Raw genomic sequence first — 24683 nt, 5'->3', positions numbered from 1 at the left:
CAATATTTTGAGATTAAGTACTGATCAAAAGAAATTAATTGGACTAGGAATTATAATTCTTGGAATTGTTCTATTCTTCACATTACGGAAATCGGAATCTCAGAGAATATTAGAATCAAAACTTAAAAAATACGAATACGACTTCACTAAGCTAGATCCACTGCGCAATAATTTGGAATCGAATAGAGATAGTTTAATTCAATATGGATATTTGCATTTAAAAAATGGAGAGAAAATAAAATTTTGGTTTCTTTCACATCATTTAGTTGATGATATAGGAGGAACCATATATGAATTTCCAAATGGAGAAAGAGAATTTTGTAGTGGTATGCATTGTTGCGAAGTACAATTCTATGAGTTCGGAGGAGAATCACTTGAGGAATTAAAAAATTCAACAAATTTTAGAAAATACATCAAAGAAAATGATGGAATAAGACCATAAAAAAATCCCCATCATTTCTGAATGACGAGGATTTTTTATGTTATCTAAAAATCTTAACCTTCCAAAACTTTCTGCTGACGTTTTCTGTCTTCTTCTTTCAAATGGATTTTACGCAGACGGATGAAATTAGGCGTCACTTCAATACATTCGTCAGACTGAATGTATTCCATACATTCTTCCAGTGACATATCAATTTTGGGTGCGATCGCCGTTGAATCATCTTTTCCGGAAGCACGCATATTGTTCAACTTTTTGGCTTCCACAACGTTTACCACCAAATCATTGTCACGGCTGTGCTCTCCGATGATCATTCCTGTGTAAACTTCCTCGCCTGGAGAAATGAAAAATTTCCCACGATCTTGTAATTTATCAATCGAATAAGGCGTTGAAACCCCTTGGTCTTTGCTGATTAAAACTCCTGCAAGACGTCCTGGAATTTTTCCTTTCAAAGGCTTGTATTCGCTGAAACGGTGCGCCATCACAGCTTCGCCGGCAGTTGCTGTTAGCATCTGAGAACGCAATCCAATTAATCCTCGTGAAGGAATATCGAATTCCAAATGCTGGGATTCGCCTTTGGCTTCCATAATCAACAAATCCCCTTTTCGTTGCGTTACCAAATCAATGGCTTTACTTGCGAAATCTTGGGGAACGTCAATTACCAAAGTTTCATAAGGTTCAGATTTTACACCGTTGATTTCTTTGATGATAACCTGTGGCTGACCAACGGTCAATTCATAACCTTCTCTTCTCATTGTTTCAATCAAAACCGACAAGTGCATAATCCCGCGACCGTAAACCAAATAAGTATTGGAATCATCGGTCGGCTCCACACGCAATGCAAGGTTCTTTTCCAATTCGGCTTCCAATCGTTCCACCAAGTGGCGGCTGGTAACAAATTTCCCGTCTTTCCCGAAGAAAGGTGAATTATTAATCCCGAACGACATATTCATCGTCGGTTCATCAATTTCTATATTGGCCAAAGCTTCCGGATTTTCGGCATCGGCAATGGTATCTCCAATCTGGAATTTATCCATTCCCACAACCGCACAGATATCGCCTGCCAGTACTTCGTTTGTTTTTTTCTTTCCAAGTCCTTCAAAAACATAAAGTTCCTTTACTTTTTGCTTCGAAATGGTGCCGTCTGGTTTTACAAGACTTACCCACTGCCCTTCTTTGACAGATCCTCGGGCAACTTTTCCTACAGCAATTCGGCCTAAAAAGGAAGAATAATCAAGCGAAGTAATCTGCATTTGTAAACTACCCTCAGATACTTTAGGCTCAGGCACATATTCAATGATACCATCTAATAATGGCGATATATCTTCAGTAGGAACGTTTTCTGTATTGAACCAACCTTGTTTGGAGGAGCCATAAAAAGTCGGGAATTCCAATTGTTCTTCGGTCGCGTCCAGATTGAAAAATAATTCAAAAACCGCATCGTGAACTTCGTCAGGGCGACAGTTAGGTTTATCGACTTTATTGATTACCACCAAAGGTTTCAAACCAAGCTGCAATGCTTTGTGCAAAACAAAACGGGTTTGTGGCATAGGCCCTTCAAAGGCATCTACCAAAAGAATAACACCGTCTGCCATTTTCAAAACGCGTTCCACTTCCCCACCGAAATCGGCGTGACCAGGTGTATCAATCACATTGATTTTCACGCCTTTGTATTCAACCGAAACGTTTTTGGAGAAAATAGTAATTCCACGTTCACGCTCCTGCTCGTTGTTATCCATAATCAGTTCGCCTGATTCTTGGTTCTCGCGAAAAACGTTGGTGCTGTGTAAAATTTTGTCAACCAAAGTGGTTTTTCCGTGGTCAACGTGTGCGATAATCGCAATATTGCGTAAGTTTTGCATATAAAAATTTGAGGGTGCAAAAGTACGAAAAATTGCAGAAAGTACAATGTATCAGGCAGAAACTAATTTGAAGATTTAGTTAAAATTTAGCATTTTCAGTTTCTAACTCCAAACTTTACTTAAACATTATTAATTCAAGTGAAAGTCTACTAATCTCATTTCATATAAATAGGTACCGAACACTGCTGGACAGGACATATAAACTTCACCAATTCCTTCCTGATAGCCGTATATTACTTTTTTGCCTTCTAAATAGGGATGATTTACAATATCTTCATTTTGAGGTTTTCCGACATAAGGCATAACCGCAAATGTCGATCCTTCGAAATTCCAAGTAAATTCCTGCTCAAGTTTATATTCTAAAACAAAATCCATCCATTCCTGCGATACTGTGTAAGCTATATCGTTTCCCGGATGCAACACCTTTCCTCCTTCTGCAACCAAATGTCCGGATTCATTCACTCTGATAAGTTCCGTACTTTCTTCTTCCAAAATGTTGGAATTATATCGTTTTGTTTCTTTGACAAAATATTGGATGTCATCCACCAGAGTTGTACCCTTAATTTTAACAGTATCAATTATGCTGGCAAAAAGAAGTTCATCTGTTTCAGGATTAGGTGTCTCATACATTTTGTAAACCCAATAATTCCCAACCGACAACGGGAAAAACTCAGTTTCCACCATTTGTTCAGACGAATCATCATCATTATTACAAGAAATCATCATCCCTGAAAATAATAAAATTGGGATCAGTTTGAAAACATTATAATTCATAATTTTAAGTTTTAAAGTATTGTAATTATAACTGTTACTTTTTGAATTTATTATGATTTTTTTTTTAGGAATGAATTTTCACAATTTCATCATCATTTTTCAAATCCAATTTAGATTCAAACCCTTTCACTTTTTTGAGAATATATTTCATGGTTTCGAGTCGGGCTGATTTTTTGCTGTCGGTTTTGATTTCAATCCAAGGCGATTTCTCAGTGGAAGTTTCTTGTAACATTTTATCGATGTAAAAAGTATAATCATCCCATTTTTCCTGTGCTTGCTCGTCCAATCCGCCGATTTTATATTGTTTCATTGGGTCTTGTTTACGTTCGTCCAAACGGTTTTTCTGTTCGTCTTTTGAAATATTCAGGAATAATTTAATCAGAATGATTCCGTCATCAATCAATAAATGTTCAAACGGATTGACTTGTTGCATGAAATTCTGATGTTGCACTTCGGTGCAAAATCCAAAAACAGGTTCGACAACTGCCCGATTGTACCAGCTTCGGTCAAAAAGCGCAATTTCTTCCTGCATCGGCAAATTAGCAATATACCGCTGAAAATACCATTGTCGGGTTTCATTTTCTGTGGGTTTGGGCAGCGCAATCACTTTGTAGTTTTTGGGGTTCATCTGCGAAATGGTTCTTTTAATCGTTCCGCCTTTTCCGGCTGCATCGCGACCTTCGTAGATAATCATCATTCGCTTTTTATTCTGAATCAGATATTCCTGAAGGCGCAGCATTTCTTTTTGCAATTGATTCAGCTCTTTTTCATATTTCAATTGTTTCAGAAACTTTTTTTCCTTGATAATTCCTTTTTCTACGAGTAAATCCAAGATTTCTTCACTTTTCGAAATTTCTTCTAAATCATTCAGATCAAATTCGGCCATCGATTATTTTTTGTTTAAATTTAGTTCTTAAAATTTATATTCTCTAAATTCAAACATAATGAAAATACTACTACTTAGTTTCCTGTTTTTTTCAATTACTTCATATTCCCAAGCTCCGGCTATTGATTGGGAAAAGTCATTTGGCGGAACACAGGAAGACTACGGATATACGGTAATCATTGACAATGATGGAAATATTGTGGCTGGTGGTTCCGCTTTGTCGGTAGACGGCGATATTTCAAATCCACAAGGTGAACTTGACATTTGGATAATGAAATATAGTATGAACGGAGATCTGCTTTGGAAGAAAAACTATGGCGGATCCGGAAATGATTATATATGGGATATACATAGTACGAATGATGGAGGCTATATTTTTGCAGGTAATTCAGATTCGATTGATGGAGATATTTCTGAAAATAACGGAGCTTCTGACTTCTGGATTGTAAAATTAGACACTGACGGAAATATTGAATGGGAAAAGACCTATGGAGGTTCTAATTTTGATGATTTAAGTAAGATTACTGAAACAGAATCCGGTGATTTTGTTTTAATTGGCAGTTCATTCTCAAATGATGGAATTTTCTCAAATAATCATGGGAATTCTGATATTGCTATAGTCAAAATAGATAATTCCGGCAATTTTTTATGGTCACAACTTATAGGTGGTTCGGGGCATGATTTTGGAATCGATGTTCTGATTAACAGCATGGATCAAATTATAATTTCAGGATTTGGGAATTCTCAAGACGGATATTTTTCAGATTCCCTACCAGGTACCGATGTTCTATTGGCTGCTTTTTCACCAAATGGACTAATAATCTGGCATATGATCATCGGAGGAAGTGGAAGCGACCAAACTTACTCGATGATTGAGTTAAGCAACGGTCGATATCTGGTGGGTATAAACTCAAATTCAACTGATGGTGATTTTGATAATAATTTCGGACATTCCGATGTCTGGTTATTCGAATTAGAACCTGGATTAATTCATCAGAAATATCATTTCGGAGGAAGTTTATCTGAGACTCCCATGGCTATGCATCAATTAGAAAACGGTGATATTATTGTCGCTTGCAGGAGCTCTTCTATTGATGGCGATGTTTCTAATAATCATGGCAGTTCTGATTTCTGGATCTTCAGAATGTCATCAGATGGAAATATTATTTGGGAAAATTCCTATGGAGGTTCAGAGGCAGATGATGTATGGGATATGGCGGTAAGTGATTCTACCATAGCATTGGTAGGAAATACACGGTCAGGTGACGGTGACATATCTGATCATAAAGGATTAGATGATATGTGGATTGTCAAATTAAGCAGGTCTGATATGGGGATAGATGAATATTATAATTCGTTTGTTAATCTGTACCCGAATCCTGTTTCAGATAAACTGAAAATTGATTCACAAGATAAAATTTCAGACATAAAATTGTTCAGTTTAAATGGTAACTTACTTATGAAGTATGATAATAATCCAAAAGAACTAGACTTTTCAGGCTTATCAAAAGGAATTTATCTTCTAAAAATCAAAACATCTGACGGGAGGACATTTACTAAAAAAATAGTGAAAAAATAACCCAATCCAAATTCAAATAATTGTTAAAATTAACATAATGGGATTCAAATCTTAAGAAACGGAATTCTATTTGCGGTAAATTTGAGAAAAACTTAAAAAATGAAAAAATTAACGATCGTAATTAGTTCAGTTGTTTTGGCATTGGGAATCATTTCTTGTGACCAACCCAAAACAGAAAACACAGACACCACTTCAACCGATACACTTACAACCGAAAGAAACGTGGGGAATCCGGCCGATGTTAAAACCGACGGCGGTCCTTTCCAACTTCCGGAATTAAAATACGGATATGCCGATCTAGACAAATCCATTGATGCCAAAACCATGGAAGTTCACTATTCAAAACACTTTTTGGGTTATGCCAATAAATTAAATGAAGCCGTAAAAGGAACTGAGTTGGAAGGAAAATCCATTGAAGACATTATGAAAGGAATGGATATGAGTAATTCTGCACTGCGAAATAACGGTGGCGGCTATTATAACCATGCCATGTATTTTGCAACTTTGAGTCCGAATGGCGGCGGAAATCCGAGCGGTGCTCTGGCTGATGCTATCAATAAAGATTTCGGTTCATTTGACGAACTAAAAAATCAACTTGCTGATGCAGGCGGAAAAAGATTTGGTTCGGGATGGGCTTGGCTGGTAGTGGACAAAAGCGGAAAGTTAGCAGTTGGAAGCACGGCCAATCAGGACAATCCTTTGATGCCCGGACTTGATATTTCAGGAACTCCGATTTTAGGAATTGATGTTTGGGAACATGCTTATTATTTGCGTTACCAAAACAAACGTCCGGATTACATTACAGCATTTTTCGACGTAGTGGATTGGAATGTAGTGAGCGAAAATTACGCAAAAGCAACTGCGCAATAATTTAGAATTCAATAACATAAATGTCCGGCTGATTATATCTTCCGGACATTTTTTATTGAAACTGTTTCCAAATCATCAAGGTTTGTTGGGCTTCTTTCACATCGTGAACGCGAAGGATTTTTGCGCCTTTCTGCAAAGCCAATGTATTCAAAACAGTCGTTCCGTTCAAGGCTTCATCGGCCGGTATATCTAATAATCTTGTAATCATAGATTTCCGGGAAATACCCACCAGCAAAGGGAATTCCCCAAATCCCAACAAATCCATATTTTTAAATAATTCATAATTATGCTGCACTGTTTTCCCGAATCCGAATCCCGGATCGAGGATGATATCATTAACTCCGAGCTCTTTCAAAACCCTAATTTTCTCAGATAAAAACTGATTAACTTCCAAAGTAACATCATCATATACAGGATTTTGCTGCATATTTTGTGGCGTCCCCTGCATGTGCATCAAAATATAAGGAACTTGTAAAGCCGCAACGGTCTGAAAAAGATTTTCATCCATAGAACCGGCCGAAATATCGTTTAGAATCGCTGCACCTGTTTCGATTGTTTCCCGAGCAACTTTGGCACGATAAGTATCAACCGAAATCAAAATTTCGGGAAATTTGTGTACGGCAGCTTCCACAACAGGCACAACTCTTTCTAGTTCTTCGGTTTCGGAAACTTCGGCAGAACCTGGGCGTGTGGACATTCCGCCAATGTCGATGAAATCAGCGCCTTCTTCCAGAAGTTTTTCGATTCTTTTCAAAGCTGAATCAATGTTCTGGCTTCGGCTTCCGGCAAAAAATGAGTCCGGAGTTGTGTTGAGAATTCCCATGATTTTGGGTTCTGTCAAGTCCACGAGTTTTCCTTTACAATTAATTCGCATGGTGTTTTTAGGTAAATTAAAACGTAAATCCTATTTTTGAATCCGAAACGAAGTTATGGAAAAAACCTTAGAGCAATATCAGTCAGTTATTGCTGAATGCAGATTACTTTTTGAAAACAAACTGAAAGATTATGGCGCTGCCTGGCGGATTTTGAGACTGCCATCGGTGACTGATCAGATATATATCAAAGCAGCACGCATCAGAACGCTTCAGGAATCGGATGTAAGAAAAGTGGACGAGGGAGAAACCGGCGAATTTATCGGCATCCTGAATTATTCCATCATCGCATTGATTCAGCTTGAATACGGCGTAGTTGAAATCCCTGATTTTACAATTGAAAAATCTATGCAGGAATATGATATTCAGGTTGATAAAGCTCTTAACCTCATGCAAAACAAAAATCATGATTACGGGGAAATCTGGCGTGATATGCGTGTGAGTTCCATTACGGATTTGATTCTTCAAAAATTATTGAGAATCAAGCAAATAGAAGACAACAAAGGCAAAACGATTGTTTCCGAAGGTTTGGATGCAAACTATCTCGATATGATTAATTATGCGGTTTTTGCTTTGATTTTATTGAATGAAAAGAATTAAAAAAATGAAGTACTTTGTATTAACTTTTTTATTATTCATATTCTTTAATTGTACATCATCAAAACAGACTAAACCTATCGAGCCCAATCCATTGTATTTCTCAGAAAACAATACTTCCGGGCTAGTTGTAGGAACCCTGACATTTGTTCATGAAAGAGCTAGATTTGGCAATTATAGCATTCAGGTCGTTAACAAAAACGAAAATGAATACATCGCAAAACAAAACAGTACAACCGTGAATATTATTCCTGATTTGTTATGGAAACCTAAGCATAGAGGCGAATTGGACAATGGTCAAACATACTTAATTGTTTTTAAGAGAATGAAAGGTAGTTATGAAATTAACCATATTGATGTATCCGGACAAGGAATTTCAACTACTTTCTCGTCCGTATTCAGTGGCTTTTCAATTCCTTTTAATGTTGAAGAGGGTAAAATCACATATATTGGAAATCTGATAATTGACGAATTTTCAGACAATAGTACCTATGGAATCATTCACCGAAATAATTTCGACAGAGATATAGAGGAGTTTCAAAAAATATATCCGAATGTGAAATTCTCAGCTGAAAAAGTGATTCGGGATACAATCAGAATTAAAGATTAAAAAAAATAAAAATGAAATACATTGTACAAATAAGCAGATTTATAGTTGGAATTATTTTCATCATCTCAGGCTTTGTAAAAGCCGTGGATCCGATTGGATTTGGTTACAAATTGGAAGAATATTTCGCGCCAGACGTTTTTAACATTGGCTTTCTCCATGATTTGGCTTTGCCACAAGCCACTTTTTTCAGCATATTTGAAATTGTTTTAGGTGTATTTCTTTTGTTGGGAATTTTCAGAAAGTTTACGAATTGGTCCTTGCTGATTCTGATTATCTTCTTCACGTTCCTGACTTTTTATTCGGCTTATTTCAACAAAGTAACCGATTGCGGTTGTTTTGGAGATGCGATGAAACTTACGCCGTGGCAGTCTTTCTGGAAAGATATTTTCTTACTGATTCTGATTCTCATCATTTTCATCGGACAAAAACACATCAAACCGCTCATCAGCAATATGAAAGTCAATTACGGAATTTCTGTACTTGTGCTTTTGATTTGTGGCTGGATTGCATTTACCGGAATTAAATATCTGCCTATCATTGATTTCCGCGCTTACGCTGAAGGGAAAAACATAACTGAAGGAATGAAATCTGCACAGGAATTGGGTCTGGAACCGCCTCAATATATGGTTTTATATACTTTAAAAAATAAAGACACAGGCGAAGTTGTTCAGATTTCCGATACCGAATATACAAGCGACGAAAAATGGTATGCTGAAGGAACGCCTTGGGAATTCCAGTCAGATCTGACCGAAAGTAAAAAGGTTTCAAACGGATATGAGCCGCCGGTCAAAGATTTTATGTTGGATTGCGACGGCGAAGACAAAACTGAATTTTATCTGAATGAACCAAAAGTCGTGTTTTTTATCATTCCATTTTCCGATAAAGTGAACGCGGAAGAAATTTCTCATTTGAATAAATTGTATGAGGAACTCACAAAACAAAATGTACAAGTTGCAGCGCTGACAAACGGAGATCTGACAAATCATAATTTCCCGTATTGTTTTGTGGATCAAATTACTTTAAAGACCATCATCAGAAATAATCCAGGCATCATTGCATTAGAAAAAGGAACTGTGGTTGGGAAATTCCATGACAATCCCCTGCCCGACTCGGCTGAAATCCTGAAAAGTTTCAACTAATAAAAAAATAAATGCTTCGGTACACATTGAATAAAATCGTTTACGGCTTCCTGACTTTGTTGGGCGTTGTCACGATTGTTTTTCTTTTGTTTACCGTACTTCCGGGCGATCCGGCACGAATGATGCTCGACCAGAAAGAAGATCCGGAGCAATTGGCATTAATTCGAAAAAATTTAGGATTAGATCAACCGGTTTGGAAGCAATATTTATATTATCTAAATGACCTTTCACCTGTTTCTTTTCATGAAAAATCAGGAAATTCTTATACTTCACTGGAATCAGGAAAATACGAGGGATTGAACTTATTTTCTGTTGGAAATACTTCCGTTTTGTTAAAAAGTCCGTATTTGCGCGTTTCTTTTCAGAAACAAGGCAAACTTGTTTCGGACATCATCAAAGAAACTTTGCCCAACACCCTGATACTGGCAGTTTCTGCTATCGTTTTCGCAACAATCATCGGAATTTTACTAGGGATCTGGTCAGCGCTCGCCAAAGACAGTTGGTGGGATCGTGCTTTGCTGGTTATTACGAGCATCGGGATGAGCACACCTTCCTTCTTTTCAGCCATTATCATCGGCTATATTTTCGCGTTTCTGCTTCACCACATCACCGGTCTTTCCATGACCGGAAGTTTATACGAAATTGACGATATGGGAGAAGGCAAACATCTGACATTGAAAAACTTAATTCTCCCAGCCTTCACGCTTGGAATCCGGCCACTTGCAGTTATCACACAGCTTACAAGAAATTCGCTTTTGGAAACCCTGAACCAGGATTACATTCGTACAGCCTATGCAAAAGGTTTGAAAGGAAAAGAAATAATCCGTAAACATGCTTTGAAAAATTCATTGAATCCCGTCATCACTGCTACTTCAGGTTGGTTTGCATCGATGCTTGCAGGAGCTGTTTTCGTGGAATTTATATTTGGCTGGAACGGATTGGGAAAAGAAATCGTGAATGCACTGAACACGCTGGACTTACCCATCGTGATGGGCGCTGTACTGATTATTGCCACCACCTTTATCTGTATTAATATTCTTGTCGATATATTATATGGAATTCTAGATCCGAAAGTCCGGTTGAAATGATTTTTGTTAGATTAGATAAAAAACTAAAATTAAGATTTTTTTCACATTTGATTTTTTCTTAAATTTATACTGAAGCATTTGAATCTTTATTAACATAAAAACTTACGACTATGAGACGAAAAATAGTAGCCGGAAACTGGAAAATGAACCTGACTTTTCAACAGGCAAGAGAGTTAGCACTCCGATTAAACACTTGGGTAAAAGCAAATAAACCAATTGCAGAAATCATCGTGGCTCCGACACATTTATATTTAGAACAACTTAATAAAGATTTGAGAAACAGCAACATAACCGTAGCTTCACAAAACGTATCGGCTATGCCAAATGGAGCTTATACAGGAGATGTTTCTGCTGAACAATTATTATCAATAGGAACCAAACTGAGTATTGTAGGACACTCAGAAAGAAGAGCTTATCATTACGAACAGGATAAGTATATCGGAAAAAAGATTACCCATCTGTACGAACACGGCATGAGTCCGATTCTTTGTGTAGGCGAAAAACTGGAAGACCGTGATGCCGGAAAACATTTTGATGTGGTCGGCGAACAGATAACCATCGCGCTGGAACGTCAGGATTCTGAAGATTTGAAAAATCTGATAGTTGCCTATGAACCTGTCTGGGCAATCGGAACCGGAAAAACCGCCACACCTGACCAAGCCCAGGAAATGCATGCATTTATCCGTAAAACCATCGGTGGACAACATGGACTTTCAGTTGCCAATAATACAAGTATTTTGTACGGTGGAAGTGTAAACGCCGGAAATGCCCGTGATTTGTTTGAACAATATGATATCGACGGTGCTTTGGTGGGTGGTGCTTCTTTGAATTTTGATGATTTTACAACCATTATTTCTGCCCGTAAATAAAAAATTAGTAAAAATTTACAATGAATTATATCGAATACAATTTCACCATCTCACCTATTGAGCCATGGCGTGAAATCCTTGTGGCAATGCTGGCTGAATGCGAGTTTGAAAGTTTTGTAGAAACCGAAAACGGCCTGAATGCTTATGTAAAATCCAATTTGGAAGATAAAACTACTATAAATGAACAAATTTCATTTTTGACAGATGTAGATTTAAAATTAGTCCGGACTGAAATTGAACAAAAAAACTGGAATGCCGAATGGGAATCCAATTTTCATCCGATTCTGGTCAATGACGGCTGTTACATCAGAGCGGAATTCCATGAACCTCGTCCTGAAATTCCTTTTGAAATCGTGATTCAACCCAAAATGTCATTTGGAACCGGTCATCATGAAACCACACATTTGATGGTGGAATACATTCTGGAAACCGAGTTCGAAGGAAAAGACGTGCTCGATATGGGTTGTGGAACATCTATTCTTGCCATTCTTGCCAAAATGAAAGGCGCAGCTTATGCCGAAGGAATTGACATTGATGAATGGTCGGTGGAAAATTCAATTGAAAATGCGGAACGAAACAATGTGGAACTAAAAGCTCGTTTGGGAGATGCTTCATTGCTTGGAGACAGGGACTTTGATGTAATCCTGGCCAATATTCAGCGAAACATCCTCATGGAAGACATCCCTAAATACATAAAAGTCCTTAACTTTGCAGGAGAATTAATTCTGAGCGGTTTAATGGAAACAGATTTTGAAGACATTCGCAAAAAATGCGAAGAAAATGGTCTGAGATTTGTTTCAAAAAAACAGCGAAACGAATGGATCGCTTTAAAATTTATAAAAGATTAATTAATATGGAACATCTGAAATTTCACACTCAACCTCTTTGGAAAGAAGATGTGGAGGTTGATGTTTTGACAGAAGAAGAGGAAAAGAAAGTTTTGGTTTTGCACAATGATGATTACAATACGTTTGACTATGTCATTGTTTCCTTAGTGGATGTTTGTGCGCATACCATGGAACAAGCTGAACAATGCACTTGGCTGGTTCACTACAAAGGAAAATGTGAAGTCAAAACCGGAAGTTTTGATTTTCTGGAACCCATGTGTACCGCTTTGCTGGACAGGGGTTTGAGTGCGGAGATCGTTTAGAAACCTACAAAAAGATATCTAAGCCATCATTTTTGATGGCTTTTTTTATATATTTAAATAAATTACTTTTCTATGAAACTTAATTTGATTTGTATTCTTTTTCTCAGTCAGTTCATTTTTGGACAAAATCATTTGGAACCGGCCAAAAACTATTTTGATTTATATGATTATCAATATGAATACTATGGAAAGGTGAAAAGTCTATTGTTGAATGGATTAGATGACAGACCCAAAATTAGATTACTTGTTTTTCCTTCTTTTTCAAAAGAATATATTTTTCAAATTGAAAATGATGAAAATTCAACTGAATATTATAACATAATCGTAAAAGAGCCAACTGAAGGTTCAATTTGGGGAATCACTGAAGGGAATCCTGATTTTAATATTAATGTTACGACTTATACGAGTAAACTGAAAAAAGAAGATTATACACTTCTTTATCAATTGATTTATCCAGCCATCATCAAAACAAAATTCCGAACAGACAATTCTTCAGGGTTGGATGGGACAACTTATTTATTATCTATTTGGGATTCAGGAATTAAAAGCTCTAAAACATGGAGTCCTCGAAATCCTAATCTCAAAGAATTAATATTTATTCTGGAAACAGTCGCAGATAAGGCGCGCAAAAATAAGGAAATTAGTTTTTCAAAGGATTTTAAACAAACCATCACAATTCTGACTCAAAAATTGAATAAAAAACTGACGCACCAAGAAATTGAATTTCTTTTGAATTTTAACAAAAGGATTCTTCAAATCAAAGAAGATTATAGAAGCATCATTATTTCAAGTGACTTAGAAAATTTTTATGAACAATTAGATCGGATTCATGACGAAATCCAGACATTGGTTATTGAAAATGGAATTTATTATTCCCAAATAGATGATTTGCTTAATCTAGAGGCTCGCTATTTATTTAATGATTTGGACACAGAGGAAGAATTAAATGAAGTTGAACTAGAAAAATATAGGGAGAGAATAAAAAATGATAATCCCATTTTTAAGCTAAAAGAAATTTATAAATCGGGACTTTAAACAAAAAAACCACTCTTCCGAGTGGTTTTTCTTTATTTTGAAAACTTTATTAAGCTTCTTCAGAATTTGTATCTGTTGTTTCAGCAGCTGGTGCTTCTTCAACTTTTACTTCTTCAACTTCTGCTGTCTTTGGTTTCTTTTCGTACAAAGGATTGTCATAATTGAAACCTGAATCATCAGTTTTGTTAGCGTTAGCCGCTCTTTCCGCATCCATTCTTGCTACTTCCGCTTTTGCTTTTGCAGCCGCTTCAGCTCTTTGGATGGATTCCTGGTCTGCTACGATCTCAAATTCGAAATCAACTTCAACTTCTCTGTGGAAACGGATTTTTGCTGTGTTCTTACCAAGACGTTTGATTGTACTTCCTGGAATTTTGATGTGTTTCTTTTCAATTTCCACACCAGCAGCGTTCAATGCATCCGCCAAATCACCATTGTTTACTGAACCAAATAATTTGTCTCCTGAACCAACTTTCGCATCGATTTTGATTTCAAGTCCTTCCAGTTTTGCTGATTTTTCCTGCGCTGCAGAAATAAGAGCCGCTTCTTCCGCTTTGCGCGTTTCAAGGGTTTTGTTTAATTCTTCTCTTTGTTTAGCAGTTGCAATAACAGCTTTTCCCTGAGGAATCAAGAAGTTACGTGCGTATCCCGGTTTTACGGAAACGATTTCGAATTCAAAACCTAAATTTTCTACATCTTGCTTTAAAATAACGTCCATTTTATTCTCTTTTTTAGGTTTTACTTATTTTAACTGATCCCCGATAAACGGCATCAAAGCCATGTGTCTTGCACGTTTGATAGCTTGTGAAACTTTTCTCTGGTATTTCAAAGAAGTACCTGTGTAACGGCGAGGTAAAATTTTCCCCTGCTCGTTTACAAACTGCAACAAGAAATCTGGATCTTTGTAATCCACATATTTAATTCCGTATTTTTTGAAACGACAGAATTTCTTGGTTGTTTGTGTCTGAATATCTAATTGGGATAAATAACGGATTTCGCTTTCTCCTCCTTCGGCTGCTTTTTTTGCTAATTCATCAATTGCCATGATTCTCTTTTTTAAGCGTTAGACTTTTCTGATTTCAACTTAGTTCTGCGTTTTTCAGCCCAGTCAATACCGTGCTTGTCCAATTTCACAGTCAAATAACGAATAATACGTTCGTCACGTTTGTACATCAATTCCAAACCAGCCACCAATTCATGGTTATCAGTTTTGAATTCAAGCAAATGGTAAAAACCATTGCGTTTGTTCTGAATTGGGTAAGCTAATTTTTTCAAGCCCCAATTTTCTTTTGCCACGATTTCCGCATTGCTCTCAGCAAGGAAATCTTCTACTTTTTTTACTGCTTCCTCCACCTGCGCGTCAGATAGAACGGGAGTTAAAATGAAAACAGTTTCGTAATGAGTCATTTAAATAATTTTTAATTTGGGTTGCAAATGTAGTGTTTCTTTTAGATTTGACCAAACATCAAGTTGTGTTATTTTTCCTAAAAAATGGTGTATCCTAATATAAAGGAAAAATTGGTATAATCTGAACTCCAATTATAATAACCGCTCAGGATATCTTTTCCCGTATCCAATCTTAACTGCGCGCTGTATTTATCCAAAAATTTATAACCCAATCCAAATGTAAAATTGTTATTATTTGCCTCGAGGTTAAGTTTGTTAAGACCGGAACCGTCAGTGCGAGTGAACTCTACAAAAGAGTCACCAACTCCTAATTCAACCACATAAGCTGCATCAATAAAAATTTTGGATTTATCATTTAAGAAGAAATAATGTCTGAATCCTACCGGAATGTTTATGGCATTGTATTGGAGTTTCGTAGTTAGCTTTCCGCCCGATACATTTCCTGCATCCGTAGTTTTCTCACCTTTAAAAGTTATATATGTGCCTTCAGCAAAAATGGCCCATTTGTTTTTATTAAAGGGCAGTACATATTCAATCTCCAATCCGGCAGATAACCCGATTTTGTTGCCAAAGTCAATGTCACGATCTGATAGTGTCGAATTGTTTATGCTAAGGGATGAACTATAAATACGAGGTCTTATGGTTAAATTTATATTTCCTTTATTTGCTACACCTATCTCTTGAACGGGTTCCTTCCCACAATTGTTAAAATCCACAAAAACTCTCGTCAGAGAATTTTGTTTGTATTCCATTTTTTCAACTCTTTCTTTTGTGATTCCATCACATTTTAAATCATTGAAAATTTGTCTTTTGTATTGCTCGTTGGTTGCAATTTTATTGGAACTTAATAAATATCTTTTGTACACCAATTGTTTTACTTCTTCATTGTTGATGTCATAAAAATAGCGGATAAGATTATCTTCGGTATACTGATACAGGTTTGCCTGACCTCCTACTAAAACCTTTAAGAAAATTGTTTCATCATTGAATATAGGCTGCGCTGTATCGCTGAGACGCCCGACAATATCACTAGATCTGTCCAGCTGTACTTTATGCTTTACATATTTGGAATCCTCATATATTCCAAACTCTCTCACATTATTGAGTGTACCTTTTTGAGCATTATCATCTTCACTCAATTTGTATTCAAATTCAGCCGGATTATTCTTCCAATCAACATTTCTTATGAGACACTCAGTGCGATTGTTGGATTCGTCTATAAAATAACCCTTTTCATATTTAATCTGACCAAAAACTAAGGGAAACGAGAAAGGTAAAAGAATCAATAGAAGATTTTTCATAATATTTAAGTTAAAACCAAAACTATAAATTTATTTGGATTTTCACCTAATTCTAAATACAAATAATTTGTTTAAATGCTGCTTCCCTGTCTAGCTTAAAGCTGCTTGCTTCAGCAACAATTGTTCATAAATACTGCGTGTAGTTGGCTTACTTCCACCCGTATGAAAAATAAACATCCCGGTTTCCACGTTGAGATAAAGTTTTTCCTGGCCGTCGTTGATACTGAACCATTTCAGAAGTCCATTAATCAGGTTTTCTCCTTCCCAAAATACTTTTGAATTTCTCAAATCAAATTCATGTTCAAATCCGGTTGTACTTTTGAAAATAACTTTATCCTCTATGACATAAATTATACCACTTCCTTGAAAAGCTTTCAGTTTCAAAACTTTATCTTGTTGATTTCCGCGATTGAATCTTACAAATGCATAGAAATCCATATTGTTGGGTAAGGATTCCAAAATCTTCTTTTGTTTCTTTTTACGGCTTTGAGCTGCCAGATAAGCAATCAGAAAAATACCGCCGATTAACAACAGGAAAAACAAAAAAATAAAAAGCAGAATGATAATTTCGGATGACATAAAAGTTGAATTAGATTTCTAAACCAAACTTACAAAATAAGACCAATAAAATATTTATATTTGGTAGTAGTTAGTAAAACCTTAACACCATGAGAAGCAGAAGTTCAGGATTTTGGTTACGCATTTTAATTGCTGCCGGAATCGTTATATTTTCCCTGATTAAATTTTATTCGTCTTCAGAAGTCAATGAAATTACGGGCGAAAAACAATATATAAGCCTCAATAAAGAACAAGAAATCGCACTAGGACTCAACAGTGCACCCCAGATGGCAGCTGAATTCGGCGGGCTCAGCCGGAATGCACAAGCGCGTTATCTGGTGGATTCAATCGGACAAACCATTGTCAGAAAAAGCGCAGCCGCAAAGTCTCAATATCCCTTTGACTTTCATTTGCTCGCAGATAACCGTACTGTAAATGCTTTTGCTTTACCGGGCGGGCAAATTTTCATTACCGAAGGACTGCTCGGACGACTGGAAAACATCGACCAACTGGCAGGCGTTCTAGGGCATGAGGTAGGTCATGTAATTGCAAGACACAGCGCACAACAAATGGCCAAACAGGAACTTTCGCAGGGAATCGCAGGAGCGGCAGGTGTTGCCGGCGGAGACGCTAATTCGGCTTATTATGCTCAAGTTGTAGCCAATATGGTCAATATGAAATACGGTCGTGAAGACGAATTGGAAAGCGATGACCTGGGGGTTCGGTTTATGATGGAATCGGGCTATAATCCTGAAGCACTAATTGGCGTGATGGACATTCTGGAAGCAGCTTCCGGCGGAAGTAATGTCCCGGAATTTCAAAGCACACATCCGGCACCGGAAAACCGTCGGGAGAAAATTCGTGCGGCCATTCAAAAATACAGAGCACAGGGTTTGTAATTTACAATATTTCATGAAAGAAAAATTCGGAGAATTATTTGAATACACCCATCACTTCAACCATAAGGTTATTGAAATGATGAAAACTCACAAAGAAATACTTCCCGAACGCTGTTTTTTTTCTGCTCAATCATACCTTAAATGCCCATCAAATCTGGCTGAGCAGGATTCTGAATGAAAAACCTTTTGGTGTTTGGGAAATTCATCTGTTTGAAGATTTAGAAGAAATTAATAATTCAAATTTTCAAAAAAGCTTGTCTGTTCTGAATAATTCCGATTTAAACAAAACTATAAGCTACTGGAATTCAAAAGGCGATTTATTTGAAAACAAAACCGAAGATATTCTCTTTCACATCATCAATCATACTACTTATCACCGTGGGCAAATGATGATATTGTTCAGAGAATCAGGTTTAGAACCGATTGTTTCCGATTATATATTTTATAAACGCTGAAGTCTGAAGCAAATCTTACTTTCTTTTACTTCTGATTCCAGCCAATTGCTTTAAACTTTCATCTGATTTTAGTTTCTGATATTCAGGCGAATCAAGATTGTAAAGTGCCATTTTTCCATTTTCATCAAAATGAATTCCCCAGCCATAACGCTTCACAAGTGGTGAAGCACGGAAACAAGCCTGACCTTTTGAAAAAAACTTTTCTTTTTCAGACTCCGATTGACTTAAATTATTTCGCACGGCATGAATACTAAACAAAACTTCATCTGATGTAAACCGATAAGGATTCTGCGAAATCATCTCAAACTGAAGCACAGCCAGAGATTTGGATTCGCCGCGTAATTTGGGAATTTCAGATTCAAAAACAGGACAATCTTCTGAAGCCGCGATAAACACATTGTAATAATTAGTTGTGTGCATACTGCAAATTTTCAGGAAGTTACCAAAATTAATATTTAATCTTCAAAAAATTTCTTTTCCAAAGGGTCATTGTCGGCATCCTCAACAGAATATTCTCCAATTTTTGTACGACGGAGCGTCGTTAAATACCCGCCGGAATTCAATTCTCTCCCGAAATCATGTGCAAGCGAACGAATGTAAGTTCCTTTTCCGCAGTGGACTTCAAATTCAACAAAAGGCATTTCAATTTTCGTAATTCGAAATTCGTGAATCAAAATTCGTCGTGGCTTTAATTCCACTTCTTTTCCGGCACGCGCCAATTCGTAGAGCCTCTTCCCATCTACCTTCACAGCCGAATGAGCCGGTGGCAGCTGATCAATTTCCCCGACGAATTTTCGGGTTGTTTCATGGATTAATTCTTCGGTAATATGATTGGTCGAATAAGTCTGATTTTCTTCGGATTCCGTGTCATAAGTAGGTGTGGTAACACCCAGCTTTATCGTTCCGGTATAAACTTTTGATTCCGCCTGAATTTCATCAATTCGTTTGGTAAATTTTCCGGTGCAAATAATCAGAAGTCCTGTGGCTTTCGGATCTAATGTTCCTGCATGGCCAACTTTTATTTTTTTGAGATTGTAGGCTTTCCGGATGTTCCAACGAATTTTATTGACCACATCAAAGGAAGTCCAGTCAAGTGGTTTGTCAATCAGAAAAATCTTTCCTTCTTGGATTTCTTCAGAGGTCATTTATTTGAAAAACAAAGAATAGGAAATAACTACCAACCCTACAATTACACAATAAACAGAAAAATATGTCAGTTTGGCTTTCTTAACCAGTTCGATCATCCAGTTACAAGCAAATAATCCGGCAAGAAATGCTGCGGCAAATCCACCAACCAGAGCGCCAACAGGCATTTCTCCAATTGACAATCCGCCGGTTTCAGATGCATCCAGAAACATTTTGGCAGTCGCTCCAAAAATCAAAGGCAAGACCATAAGAAATGAAAAACGTGCAGCTTTTGCCTTGTCATTTCCCAACAAAATTGAAGTGGAAATAGTAGAACCTGAACGTGAAAGTCCCGGTAATAAAGCAGCAAACCCCTGAGCAATTCCTATAATAAAAGAATCTTTATATCCTACCGGTTTTCCGGTGTTTTTTGCACGATCTGCAAAAAACAAGAGTCCCGAAGTTACCAAAAGCATACAGCCCACCACCAAAAGATTTGAAAACAATTCCTCCAAAGTATCTTTCAGCAAAACGCCCACCAATGCAGCCGGAATCATCGACAATACAATTTTCAATGAAAACTGGAATTCTTCATTATTTTTAAATTGGAACAAACCTTTGAAAATCTGAATAATATCCTTTCTGAAAACTACAATAGTACTCAGCGCTGTTGCAAAATGCAGAACGATGGCAAACAAAAGATTTTCTTCTTCATCGAAATGAATATTGAGAATTTCCTGTGCAATTACGATATGTCCGCTGGAAGAAACCGGTAAAAATTCAGTCAGCCCTTGAACCAGTCCAACTATAATCGCCTTGATGATTTCACTCATTCTGACTTGGTTTTATCAGGATTCAGCATGATGGCATAAACCTCGATGGCAAATCCAAGTAGGACAATGAAAGGCGCCAGACGGATTCTTCTCCACGAAAAAATTCCGTCGTTCCAATAGTTCGGGTCAAAAGTTCCATCAGGACGGGTATTGGCATCAGCCCCCATCATCAGGAAAAATCCAATCAGAATTACCACAACGCCCAAAGCCATGAATATATAGTTTTTCTTACCAAAAAGAAAGGTGAATTTTGAATCGTCAATTTTGGCCATTTTGCTCATTTATGCTAAATATTTAGTCAGAATTAATATAATTGATCGGTTCTCAAACGCAGATATCTCCAGGTTGCAATTCCGGTACTGATCAGCGCAATCACCACCCCTATTACTAGAAGTATCAACATCAGCCAATAAAAATCGTCGTTCCACCAAGGCAAAGAAACAATTCCGGCAAAATAATACCATAATCCGCCCAAAGCCAAAATGGCAAGGACAGCGCCTAGTAATCCCAATATTGCGCTTTGTAACAAGAACGGCTGAATGATGAACCTTCTCCTCGCCCCCACTAACTGCATCGTTTTGATACTGAATCGTTTGGCGTAAATCCTTAAACGAATTGAGTTATTAATCAAAACCATTACGATAACCAGAAAAATTCCGGCGAGAACCATCAGCCAGAATCTTATTTTATCAATATTATTGTAAACCGTAGTCATCAATTCATCATCATTAACTACTTCATTTATAATCGGATTTGCCTGAATGATTTGTTTGATGCTGTCCACTTTGTGAGGTTCCACAAAATCGGGCTGTAGTGTTATCTGTACCGAAGCCGGAAAAATATTGGCTTCAAAAATCGCATTGTCATCAATTCCCAATTCGTTTTTGGCTATTTCAGATGCTTTTTCTTTTGAAATGTATTCGGTGTTCTTTATAAAAGAATGTTTAATTTTCAGAGAATCAATGAACTCTTGTTGCCTGGCCAATTCTTTGTCCTGTTCACGCGGATCATATTCATCATTGAAAAAAGCTTCCAATTTCAACTGTTCTTTGATATAATCGGCATAACTCTGCGCATTGATGACAATTAATCCAAAAATACCCAAGAGAAAAAGAACCAAGGCTATACTGATTACAACTGTAATATTGGATGAACGAAGCCGGCCCTGATTAAATTTATCGCTCTGTTTTGACATTCAGTTTAAATTTGTGGCTAAAGGTATAAAAAAACTTTGTTAGGGAATCTTTTTTGGTCTGCTTACTTGTTAAACATTTGCTAAAATGAAATCCGTATTCCAAGCCTTAAGATTCCCCATTTTCTTAAATTTTCAGACTAAAATATCAGGAAATCACCCCCAGCTCCTTCCCTACTTTCGTAAAAGCTGCAATAGCTTTGTCCAAATGTTCTCGTGTATGCGCAGCAGAAAGCTGAACGCGGATTCTGGCCTTGTCGCGAGGTACAACCGGAAAGAAAAATCCGATTACATAAATTCCTTCCTCCAAAAGTTTATCGGCCATTTCCTGTGATAATTTCGCGTCGTACAACATCACCGGAACAATTGCTGCATCACCATCGGGAATGTCAAATCCGGCTGCTTTCATATTGATTCTGAAATACTCAGCATTTCCCATCACTTTGTCACGCAGCGAAGTATTGGTTTCCAGCATATCGAAAACTTTTAAAGCTGCACCAACGATTCCCGGCGCCAAAGAATTCGAAAACAAATAAGGTCTCGATTTCTGACGAAGCATTTCGATTACTTCTTTTTTCGCAGAAGTAAATCCACCCATTGCTCCTCCCAAAGCTTTTCCAAGTGTCGAGGTAATGATGTCTACACGTCCCATCACATCGGCATATTCGTGCGTTCCTTTTCCTGTTTTCCCGATGAATCCTGTCGCGTGTGAATCATCTACCATCACCAACGCACCGTACTTTTCCGCAAGGTCACAAACCCCTTTCAAGTTGGCAACGATTCCATCCATTGAGAAAACCCCATCGGTCACGATGATCGTAAATCTATGATTTTTGGAAGCTGCTTCCTTTAATTGAGCTTCCAAATCTTCCATATTATTGTTTTTGTAACGATAACGGGCTGCCTTACACAAACGAACTCCGTCAATGATAGAAGCGTGATTTAATTCGTCAGAAATAATCGCATCTTCATCGGTAAACAAAGGTTCAAAAACACCGCCGTTTGCATCAAAAGCCGCCGCATACAAAATAGTGTCTTCCATACCCAGAAACTTTGAAATCCGGGCTTCCAGTTCTTTGTGAATGTCCTGAGTTCCGCAAATAAAGCGTACCGACGACATTCCATAGCCGCGATTGTCCAAAGTGGATTGCGATGCTTTGATCACTTCCGGATTATCGGAAAGCCCCAGATAATTATTGGCACAGAAATTCAATAATTTACTTCCGTTTTCCAAGGTAATTTCAGCCGCTTGCGGCGAAGCGATGATTCTTTCTTTTTTAAATAATCCCTGATTTTCCAAATCGGTTAACTGGTTGGCCAAATGCTGCCGGAATTTTTCGCTGTACATATTTATTTTTTTTTTCGTTTTGCGAAGTTCGATGTTCGAAATTCGCATTTGTAAGTTGTGAACAAATATAATCGTTTTTGGATGGTTGGTCGAAGTCAGACAACGGAAGTTTTTTTGAATTTTCAATTTTAAATGCTGAATTTTGATTTTTAATTCATTAGAAATTGAAACTGATCAGCGTTCATAAAAAAGAAATTCCAATTGTGCAGCAACTTGCACGCGAAATTTGGGACGAACATTATATCAAAATTCTATCCCAGGAACAGATTGATTATATGCTCGATTTGTTTTATTCGGACGAAAAAATCCGAACTGAAATTGAAGAAGGTATTTCCTGGGAAATGCTGATGGATAAAGATAACCCGGTTGGCTATTTGGTTTGTAAATTTGAGGAAGAAAAACTTTACATTTCAAAAATTTACTTAAAAGCCGAAACACGTGGAAAAGGTTTTGGAAAATTACTTCTGAACCGCGCAATCGAATTAGCAAAGCTAAATCATAAAAAATACATTTATCTGAATGTCAATAAAGAAAATACCGGTTCCATTGGTTTTTATAAACGAAATGGTTTCAAAAAAATTGACGAAGGTGTTTTCGACATTGGAAACGGATATGTGATGGATGATTTTATTCTCGAATTAAATCTGGATTAAATTCTATTCCCACCATCTTTCGAAAACTTGCTTCTCATCGTTGAGTTTAATTTTCTCACCTATTTTTGGTGTAAGAACAGACGCATTTTGTTTATCCGCCTCTACAGTCACACGTTTCATCGGATCATCCCAAGGATGATTTCCCAGTTTAAATTTGGAATTATGAACCGGCATAAATCGTTTCGCTTTCAGTTCCTGCGCCACTTTCACAACTTCTTCAGGCAAAAAGTGGATGTATTTCCATTTCTCATCATATTGTCCGTTTTCCAAAATCGCCAGATCAAATGGACCGAATTCCTCACCGATTTTTTTGAAATGCGAATCATAACCGGAATCTCCGCCAATGAAAATTTTGCTTTTAGGTGTTTCCAACACAAAAGAAACCCAAAGTGTGTTGTTTCGCTTAAAGGTTCTTCCCGAAAAATGCCTTCCCGGAACGGCATAAATCTGAATTGAATCATCCAGTTTCAGACTTTCGTTCCAATCCAATTCAGTGATTTTTTCTTTTGCATATCCCCAATGTTCCAGATGTGCACCCACGCCCAATCCGGTAATCACTTTTTTAACTTTGGGAATCAAATCAATTACTGTTTTATGGTCTAGATGATCGTAATGATCGTGTGTGATGAGCATATAATCAATTTCAGGAAGGTCGGCGGCCGTGGCAATTTCACTTCCGGGAAAAGCACGATTGGTACCCGCAAGCGGCGAAGCATTTCCGCTGAAAACCGGGTCAATCAGGTATTTTTTTCCTTCTAATTGAATGTAATACGATGAATGCCCAAACCAAATCAGCAAATCTTCATCGGGGTCCAAATTCTTCCAATCGGGTTTGACAGAAGGAATAGAATCCAGCGGTACTACATTCGGATATTTCGTAAAAAGAAAATCCCAGAAAACGCCAAACATCGTATAACCTTCGGCCAACGAAGGTGTTTCTGTTAGGTTATGAAATTGTCCATTGCGGTAATTCGGAGATTTTTGAATTCGTTCCAAACGCTCTCCCGATGGTGCTTTCCCAAATATTGGATGTTGCATATAACCCCAAATTCCAAGGATCATCAAAGTCATCAGCACCAAAAATCCAATCAACATTTTCTTTATTTTTTTCTTCATTTTTTTCGAAGTTCGTTTTTAATTTGAAA

General features: G+C 37.2%; 30 protein-coding genes and 1 pseudogene. 15 read left to right on the top strand and 16 right to left on the bottom strand.

Going from position 1 to position 24683, the window contains the following annotated elements; genetic code table 11:
* The first annotated feature begins 7 nt into the window (after positions 1–7).
* On the top strand, positions 8–442 hold the full coding sequence (locus WBF63_RS03090; RefSeq protein ID WP_424368228.1) for a hypothetical protein: 435 nt from the start codon (positions 8–10) through the stop codon (positions 440–442).
* A 53-nt stretch (positions 443–495) separates the two neighbouring features.
* Here the strand turns inward: WBF63_RS03090 and typA are convergent, their stop codons facing one another.
* The 3 genes from typA to ppk2 form a co-directional block, all read right to left on the bottom strand.
* The gene (gene typA, locus WBF63_RS03085; RefSeq protein ID WP_424368227.1) at positions 496–2301 is read right to left on the bottom strand and encodes a translational GTPase TypA; all 1806 of its coding nucleotides are present in this window, start codon (positions 2299–2301) and stop codon (positions 496–498) included.
* A 129-nt stretch (positions 2302–2430) separates the two neighbouring features.
* A complete protein-coding gene (locus WBF63_RS03080) occupies positions 2431–3075 on the bottom strand; it encodes a hypothetical protein (protein ID WP_424368226.1) in 645 nt (214 codons plus the stop codon).
* Between the two features lie 64 nt (positions 3076–3139).
* Positions 3140–3961 carry a polyphosphate kinase 2 gene (gene ppk2, locus WBF63_RS03075; RefSeq protein WP_424368225.1) on the bottom strand — a complete coding sequence of 274 codons (822 nt, stop codon included), beginning with the start codon at positions 3959–3961 and terminating at the stop codon, positions 3140–3142.
* Between the two features lie 58 nt (positions 3962–4019).
* Here ppk2 and WBF63_RS03070 point away from each other — a divergent pair, with 58 nt between their 5' ends.
* Entirely contained in the window at positions 4020–5540 is a 1521-nt protein-coding gene (locus tag WBF63_RS03070; protein WP_424368224.1) for a T9SS type A sorting domain-containing protein, read from the top strand.
* 99 nt (positions 5541–5639) lie between these two features.
* Positions 5640–6410 (top strand): superoxide dismutase, encoded by a 771-nt coding sequence (locus tag WBF63_RS03065; RefSeq protein WP_424368223.1) that lies wholly within the window; start codon positions 5640–5642, stop codon positions 6408–6410.
* Between the two features lie 52 nt (positions 6411–6462).
* On the opposite strand, the gene folP is transcribed toward WBF63_RS03065, so the two are convergent.
* Positions 6463–7284: a dihydropteroate synthase gene (gene folP / locus WBF63_RS03060; RefSeq protein ID WP_424368222.1), complete on the bottom strand. Its 822-nt coding sequence runs from the start codon at positions 7282–7284 to the stop codon at positions 6463–6465.
* 55 nt (positions 7285–7339) lie between these two features.
* Here folP and WBF63_RS03055 point away from each other — a divergent pair, with 55 nt between their 5' ends.
* The 8 genes from WBF63_RS03055 (at position 7340) to WBF63_RS03020 (ending at position 13770) form a co-directional block, all read left to right on the top strand.
* A complete protein-coding gene (locus WBF63_RS03055) occupies positions 7340–7882 on the top strand; it encodes a DUF1599 domain-containing protein (RefSeq protein WP_424368221.1) in 543 nt (180 codons plus the stop codon).
* Between the two features lie 4 nt (positions 7883–7886).
* Positions 7887–8489 carry a hypothetical protein gene (locus WBF63_RS03050; protein ID WP_424368220.1) on the top strand — a complete coding sequence of 201 codons (603 nt, stop codon included), beginning with the start codon at positions 7887–7889 and terminating at the stop codon, positions 8487–8489.
* A gap of 11 nt (positions 8490–8500) precedes the next feature.
* Complete coding sequence (locus tag WBF63_RS03045; protein ID WP_424368219.1) at positions 8501–9628, top strand: BT_3928 family protein; 1128 nt, start codon at positions 8501–8503, stop codon at positions 9626–9628.
* Positions 9629–9639: 11 nt separating this feature from the next.
* Positions 9640–10716: an ABC transporter permease gene (locus WBF63_RS03040; RefSeq protein WP_424368218.1), complete on the top strand. Its 1077-nt coding sequence runs from the start codon at positions 9640–9642 to the stop codon at positions 10714–10716.
* A 110-nt stretch (positions 10717–10826) separates the two neighbouring features.
* The gene (gene tpiA / locus WBF63_RS03035) at positions 10827–11585 is read left to right on the top strand and encodes a triose-phosphate isomerase (RefSeq protein WP_424368217.1); all 759 of its coding nucleotides are present in this window, start codon (positions 10827–10829) and stop codon (positions 11583–11585) included.
* 20 nt (positions 11586–11605) lie between these two features.
* A complete protein-coding gene (prmA, locus tag WBF63_RS03030) occupies positions 11606–12433 on the top strand; it encodes a 50S ribosomal protein L11 methyltransferase (RefSeq protein WP_424368216.1) in 828 nt (275 codons plus the stop codon).
* Between the two features lie 5 nt (positions 12434–12438).
* On the top strand, positions 12439–12735 hold the full coding sequence (locus WBF63_RS03025) for an ATP-dependent Clp protease adaptor ClpS (RefSeq protein WP_424368215.1): 297 nt from the start codon (positions 12439–12441) through the stop codon (positions 12733–12735).
* 72 nt (positions 12736–12807) lie between these two features.
* Positions 12808–13770, top strand: a complete 963-nt coding sequence (locus tag WBF63_RS03020; protein ID WP_424368214.1) for a hypothetical protein — start codon at positions 12808–12810, stop codon at positions 13768–13770.
* Positions 13771–13987: 217 nt separating this feature from the next.
* Here WBF63_RS03020 and rplI read toward each other — a convergent pair.
* The 5 genes and pseudogenes from rplI to WBF63_RS02995 form a co-directional block, all read right to left on the bottom strand.
* Positions 13988–14485 (bottom strand): annotated as a pseudogene (gene rplI, locus WBF63_RS03015) (50S ribosomal protein L9); the annotation flags it as partial.
* A 24-nt stretch (positions 14486–14509) separates the two neighbouring features.
* Positions 14510–14812, bottom strand: a complete 303-nt coding sequence (gene rpsR, locus WBF63_RS03010) for a 30S ribosomal protein S18 (RefSeq protein WP_424368213.1) — start codon at positions 14810–14812, stop codon at positions 14510–14512.
* A gap of 11 nt (positions 14813–14823) precedes the next feature.
* The gene (gene rpsF, locus WBF63_RS03005) at positions 14824–15174 is read right to left on the bottom strand and encodes a 30S ribosomal protein S6 (RefSeq protein WP_424368212.1); all 351 of its coding nucleotides are present in this window, start codon (positions 15172–15174) and stop codon (positions 14824–14826) included.
* A 77-nt stretch (positions 15175–15251) separates the two neighbouring features.
* Complete coding sequence (locus WBF63_RS03000) at positions 15252–16475, bottom strand: tRNA modification GTPase (protein WP_424368211.1); 1224 nt, start codon at positions 16473–16475, stop codon at positions 15252–15254.
* A 90-nt stretch (positions 16476–16565) separates the two neighbouring features.
* Positions 16566–17054 (bottom strand): hypothetical protein, encoded by a 489-nt coding sequence (locus WBF63_RS02995; RefSeq protein ID WP_424368210.1) that lies wholly within the window; start codon positions 17052–17054, stop codon positions 16566–16568.
* Between the two features lie 89 nt (positions 17055–17143).
* Between WBF63_RS02995 and WBF63_RS02990 the strand changes: the two genes are divergently transcribed.
* From WBF63_RS02990 to WBF63_RS02980, 3 genes are read left to right on the top strand one after another with little or no spacing between them, the layout of a single operon-like run.
* A complete protein-coding gene (locus tag WBF63_RS02990; RefSeq protein ID WP_424368209.1) occupies positions 17144–17932 on the top strand; it encodes a M48 family metalloprotease in 789 nt (262 codons plus the stop codon).
* Between the two features lie 13 nt (positions 17933–17945).
* Complete coding sequence (locus tag WBF63_RS02985) at positions 17946–18110, top strand: hypothetical protein (RefSeq protein WP_424368208.1); 165 nt, start codon at positions 17946–17948, stop codon at positions 18108–18110.
* Complete coding sequence (locus WBF63_RS02980) at positions 18055–18387, top strand: DinB family protein (RefSeq protein WP_424368403.1); 333 nt, start codon at positions 18055–18057, stop codon at positions 18385–18387. The genes WBF63_RS02985 and WBF63_RS02980 overlap by 56 nt, the downstream gene beginning before the upstream one ends.
* A 15-nt stretch (positions 18388–18402) precedes the next feature.
* On the opposite strand, the gene WBF63_RS02975 is transcribed toward WBF63_RS02980, so the two are convergent.
* The 6 genes from WBF63_RS02975 to kbl form a co-directional block, all read right to left on the bottom strand.
* Positions 18403–18807 (bottom strand): DUF6157 family protein, encoded by a 405-nt coding sequence (locus WBF63_RS02975; RefSeq protein ID WP_424368207.1) that lies wholly within the window; start codon positions 18805–18807, stop codon positions 18403–18405.
* Between the two features lie 35 nt (positions 18808–18842).
* Positions 18843–19532: a tRNA pseudouridine(55) synthase TruB gene (gene truB, locus WBF63_RS02970; protein ID WP_424368206.1), complete on the bottom strand. Its 690-nt coding sequence runs from the start codon at positions 19530–19532 to the stop codon at positions 18843–18845.
* Positions 19533–20345 (bottom strand): undecaprenyl-diphosphate phosphatase, encoded by an 813-nt coding sequence (locus tag WBF63_RS02965; RefSeq protein WP_424368205.1) that lies wholly within the window; start codon positions 20343–20345, stop codon positions 19533–19535. It abuts the gene before it with no gap.
* Positions 20342–20626: a DUF3098 domain-containing protein gene (locus tag WBF63_RS02960; RefSeq protein WP_424368204.1), complete on the bottom strand. Its 285-nt coding sequence runs from the start codon at positions 20624–20626 to the stop codon at positions 20342–20344. The genes WBF63_RS02965 and WBF63_RS02960 overlap by 4 nt, the downstream gene beginning before the upstream one ends.
* A 23-nt stretch (positions 20627–20649) precedes the next feature.
* Positions 20650–21540 carry a cell division protein FtsX gene (locus WBF63_RS02955; protein WP_424368203.1) on the bottom strand — a complete coding sequence of 297 codons (891 nt, stop codon included), beginning with the start codon at positions 21538–21540 and terminating at the stop codon, positions 20650–20652.
* Between the two features lie 145 nt (positions 21541–21685).
* The gene (gene kbl, locus WBF63_RS02950) at positions 21686–22885 is read right to left on the bottom strand and encodes a glycine C-acetyltransferase (protein ID WP_424368402.1); all 1200 of its coding nucleotides are present in this window, start codon (positions 22883–22885) and stop codon (positions 21686–21688) included.
* A 164-nt stretch (positions 22886–23049) separates the two neighbouring features.
* Here kbl and WBF63_RS02945 point away from each other — a divergent pair, with 164 nt between their 5' ends.
* On the top strand, positions 23050–23538 hold the full coding sequence (locus tag WBF63_RS02945; protein WP_424368202.1) for a GNAT family N-acetyltransferase: 489 nt from the start codon (positions 23050–23052) through the stop codon (positions 23536–23538).
* 3 nt (positions 23539–23541) lie between these two features.
* On the opposite strand, the gene WBF63_RS02940 is transcribed toward WBF63_RS02945, so the two are convergent.
* Positions 23542–24654 carry an MBL fold metallo-hydrolase gene (locus WBF63_RS02940; RefSeq protein WP_424368201.1) on the bottom strand — a complete coding sequence of 371 codons (1113 nt, stop codon included), beginning with the start codon at positions 24652–24654 and terminating at the stop codon, positions 23542–23544.
* Positions 24655–24683: the final 29 nt, after the last annotated feature.

The organism is Moheibacter sp. (genome assembly GCF_049672845.1).
Classification (GTDB): domain Bacteria; phylum Bacteroidota; class Bacteroidia; order Flavobacteriales; family Weeksellaceae; genus Moheibacter.
The sequence above is the reverse complement of the archived record's forward strand: the minus strand, read 5'-3'. Positions and strand labels throughout refer to the sequence as shown.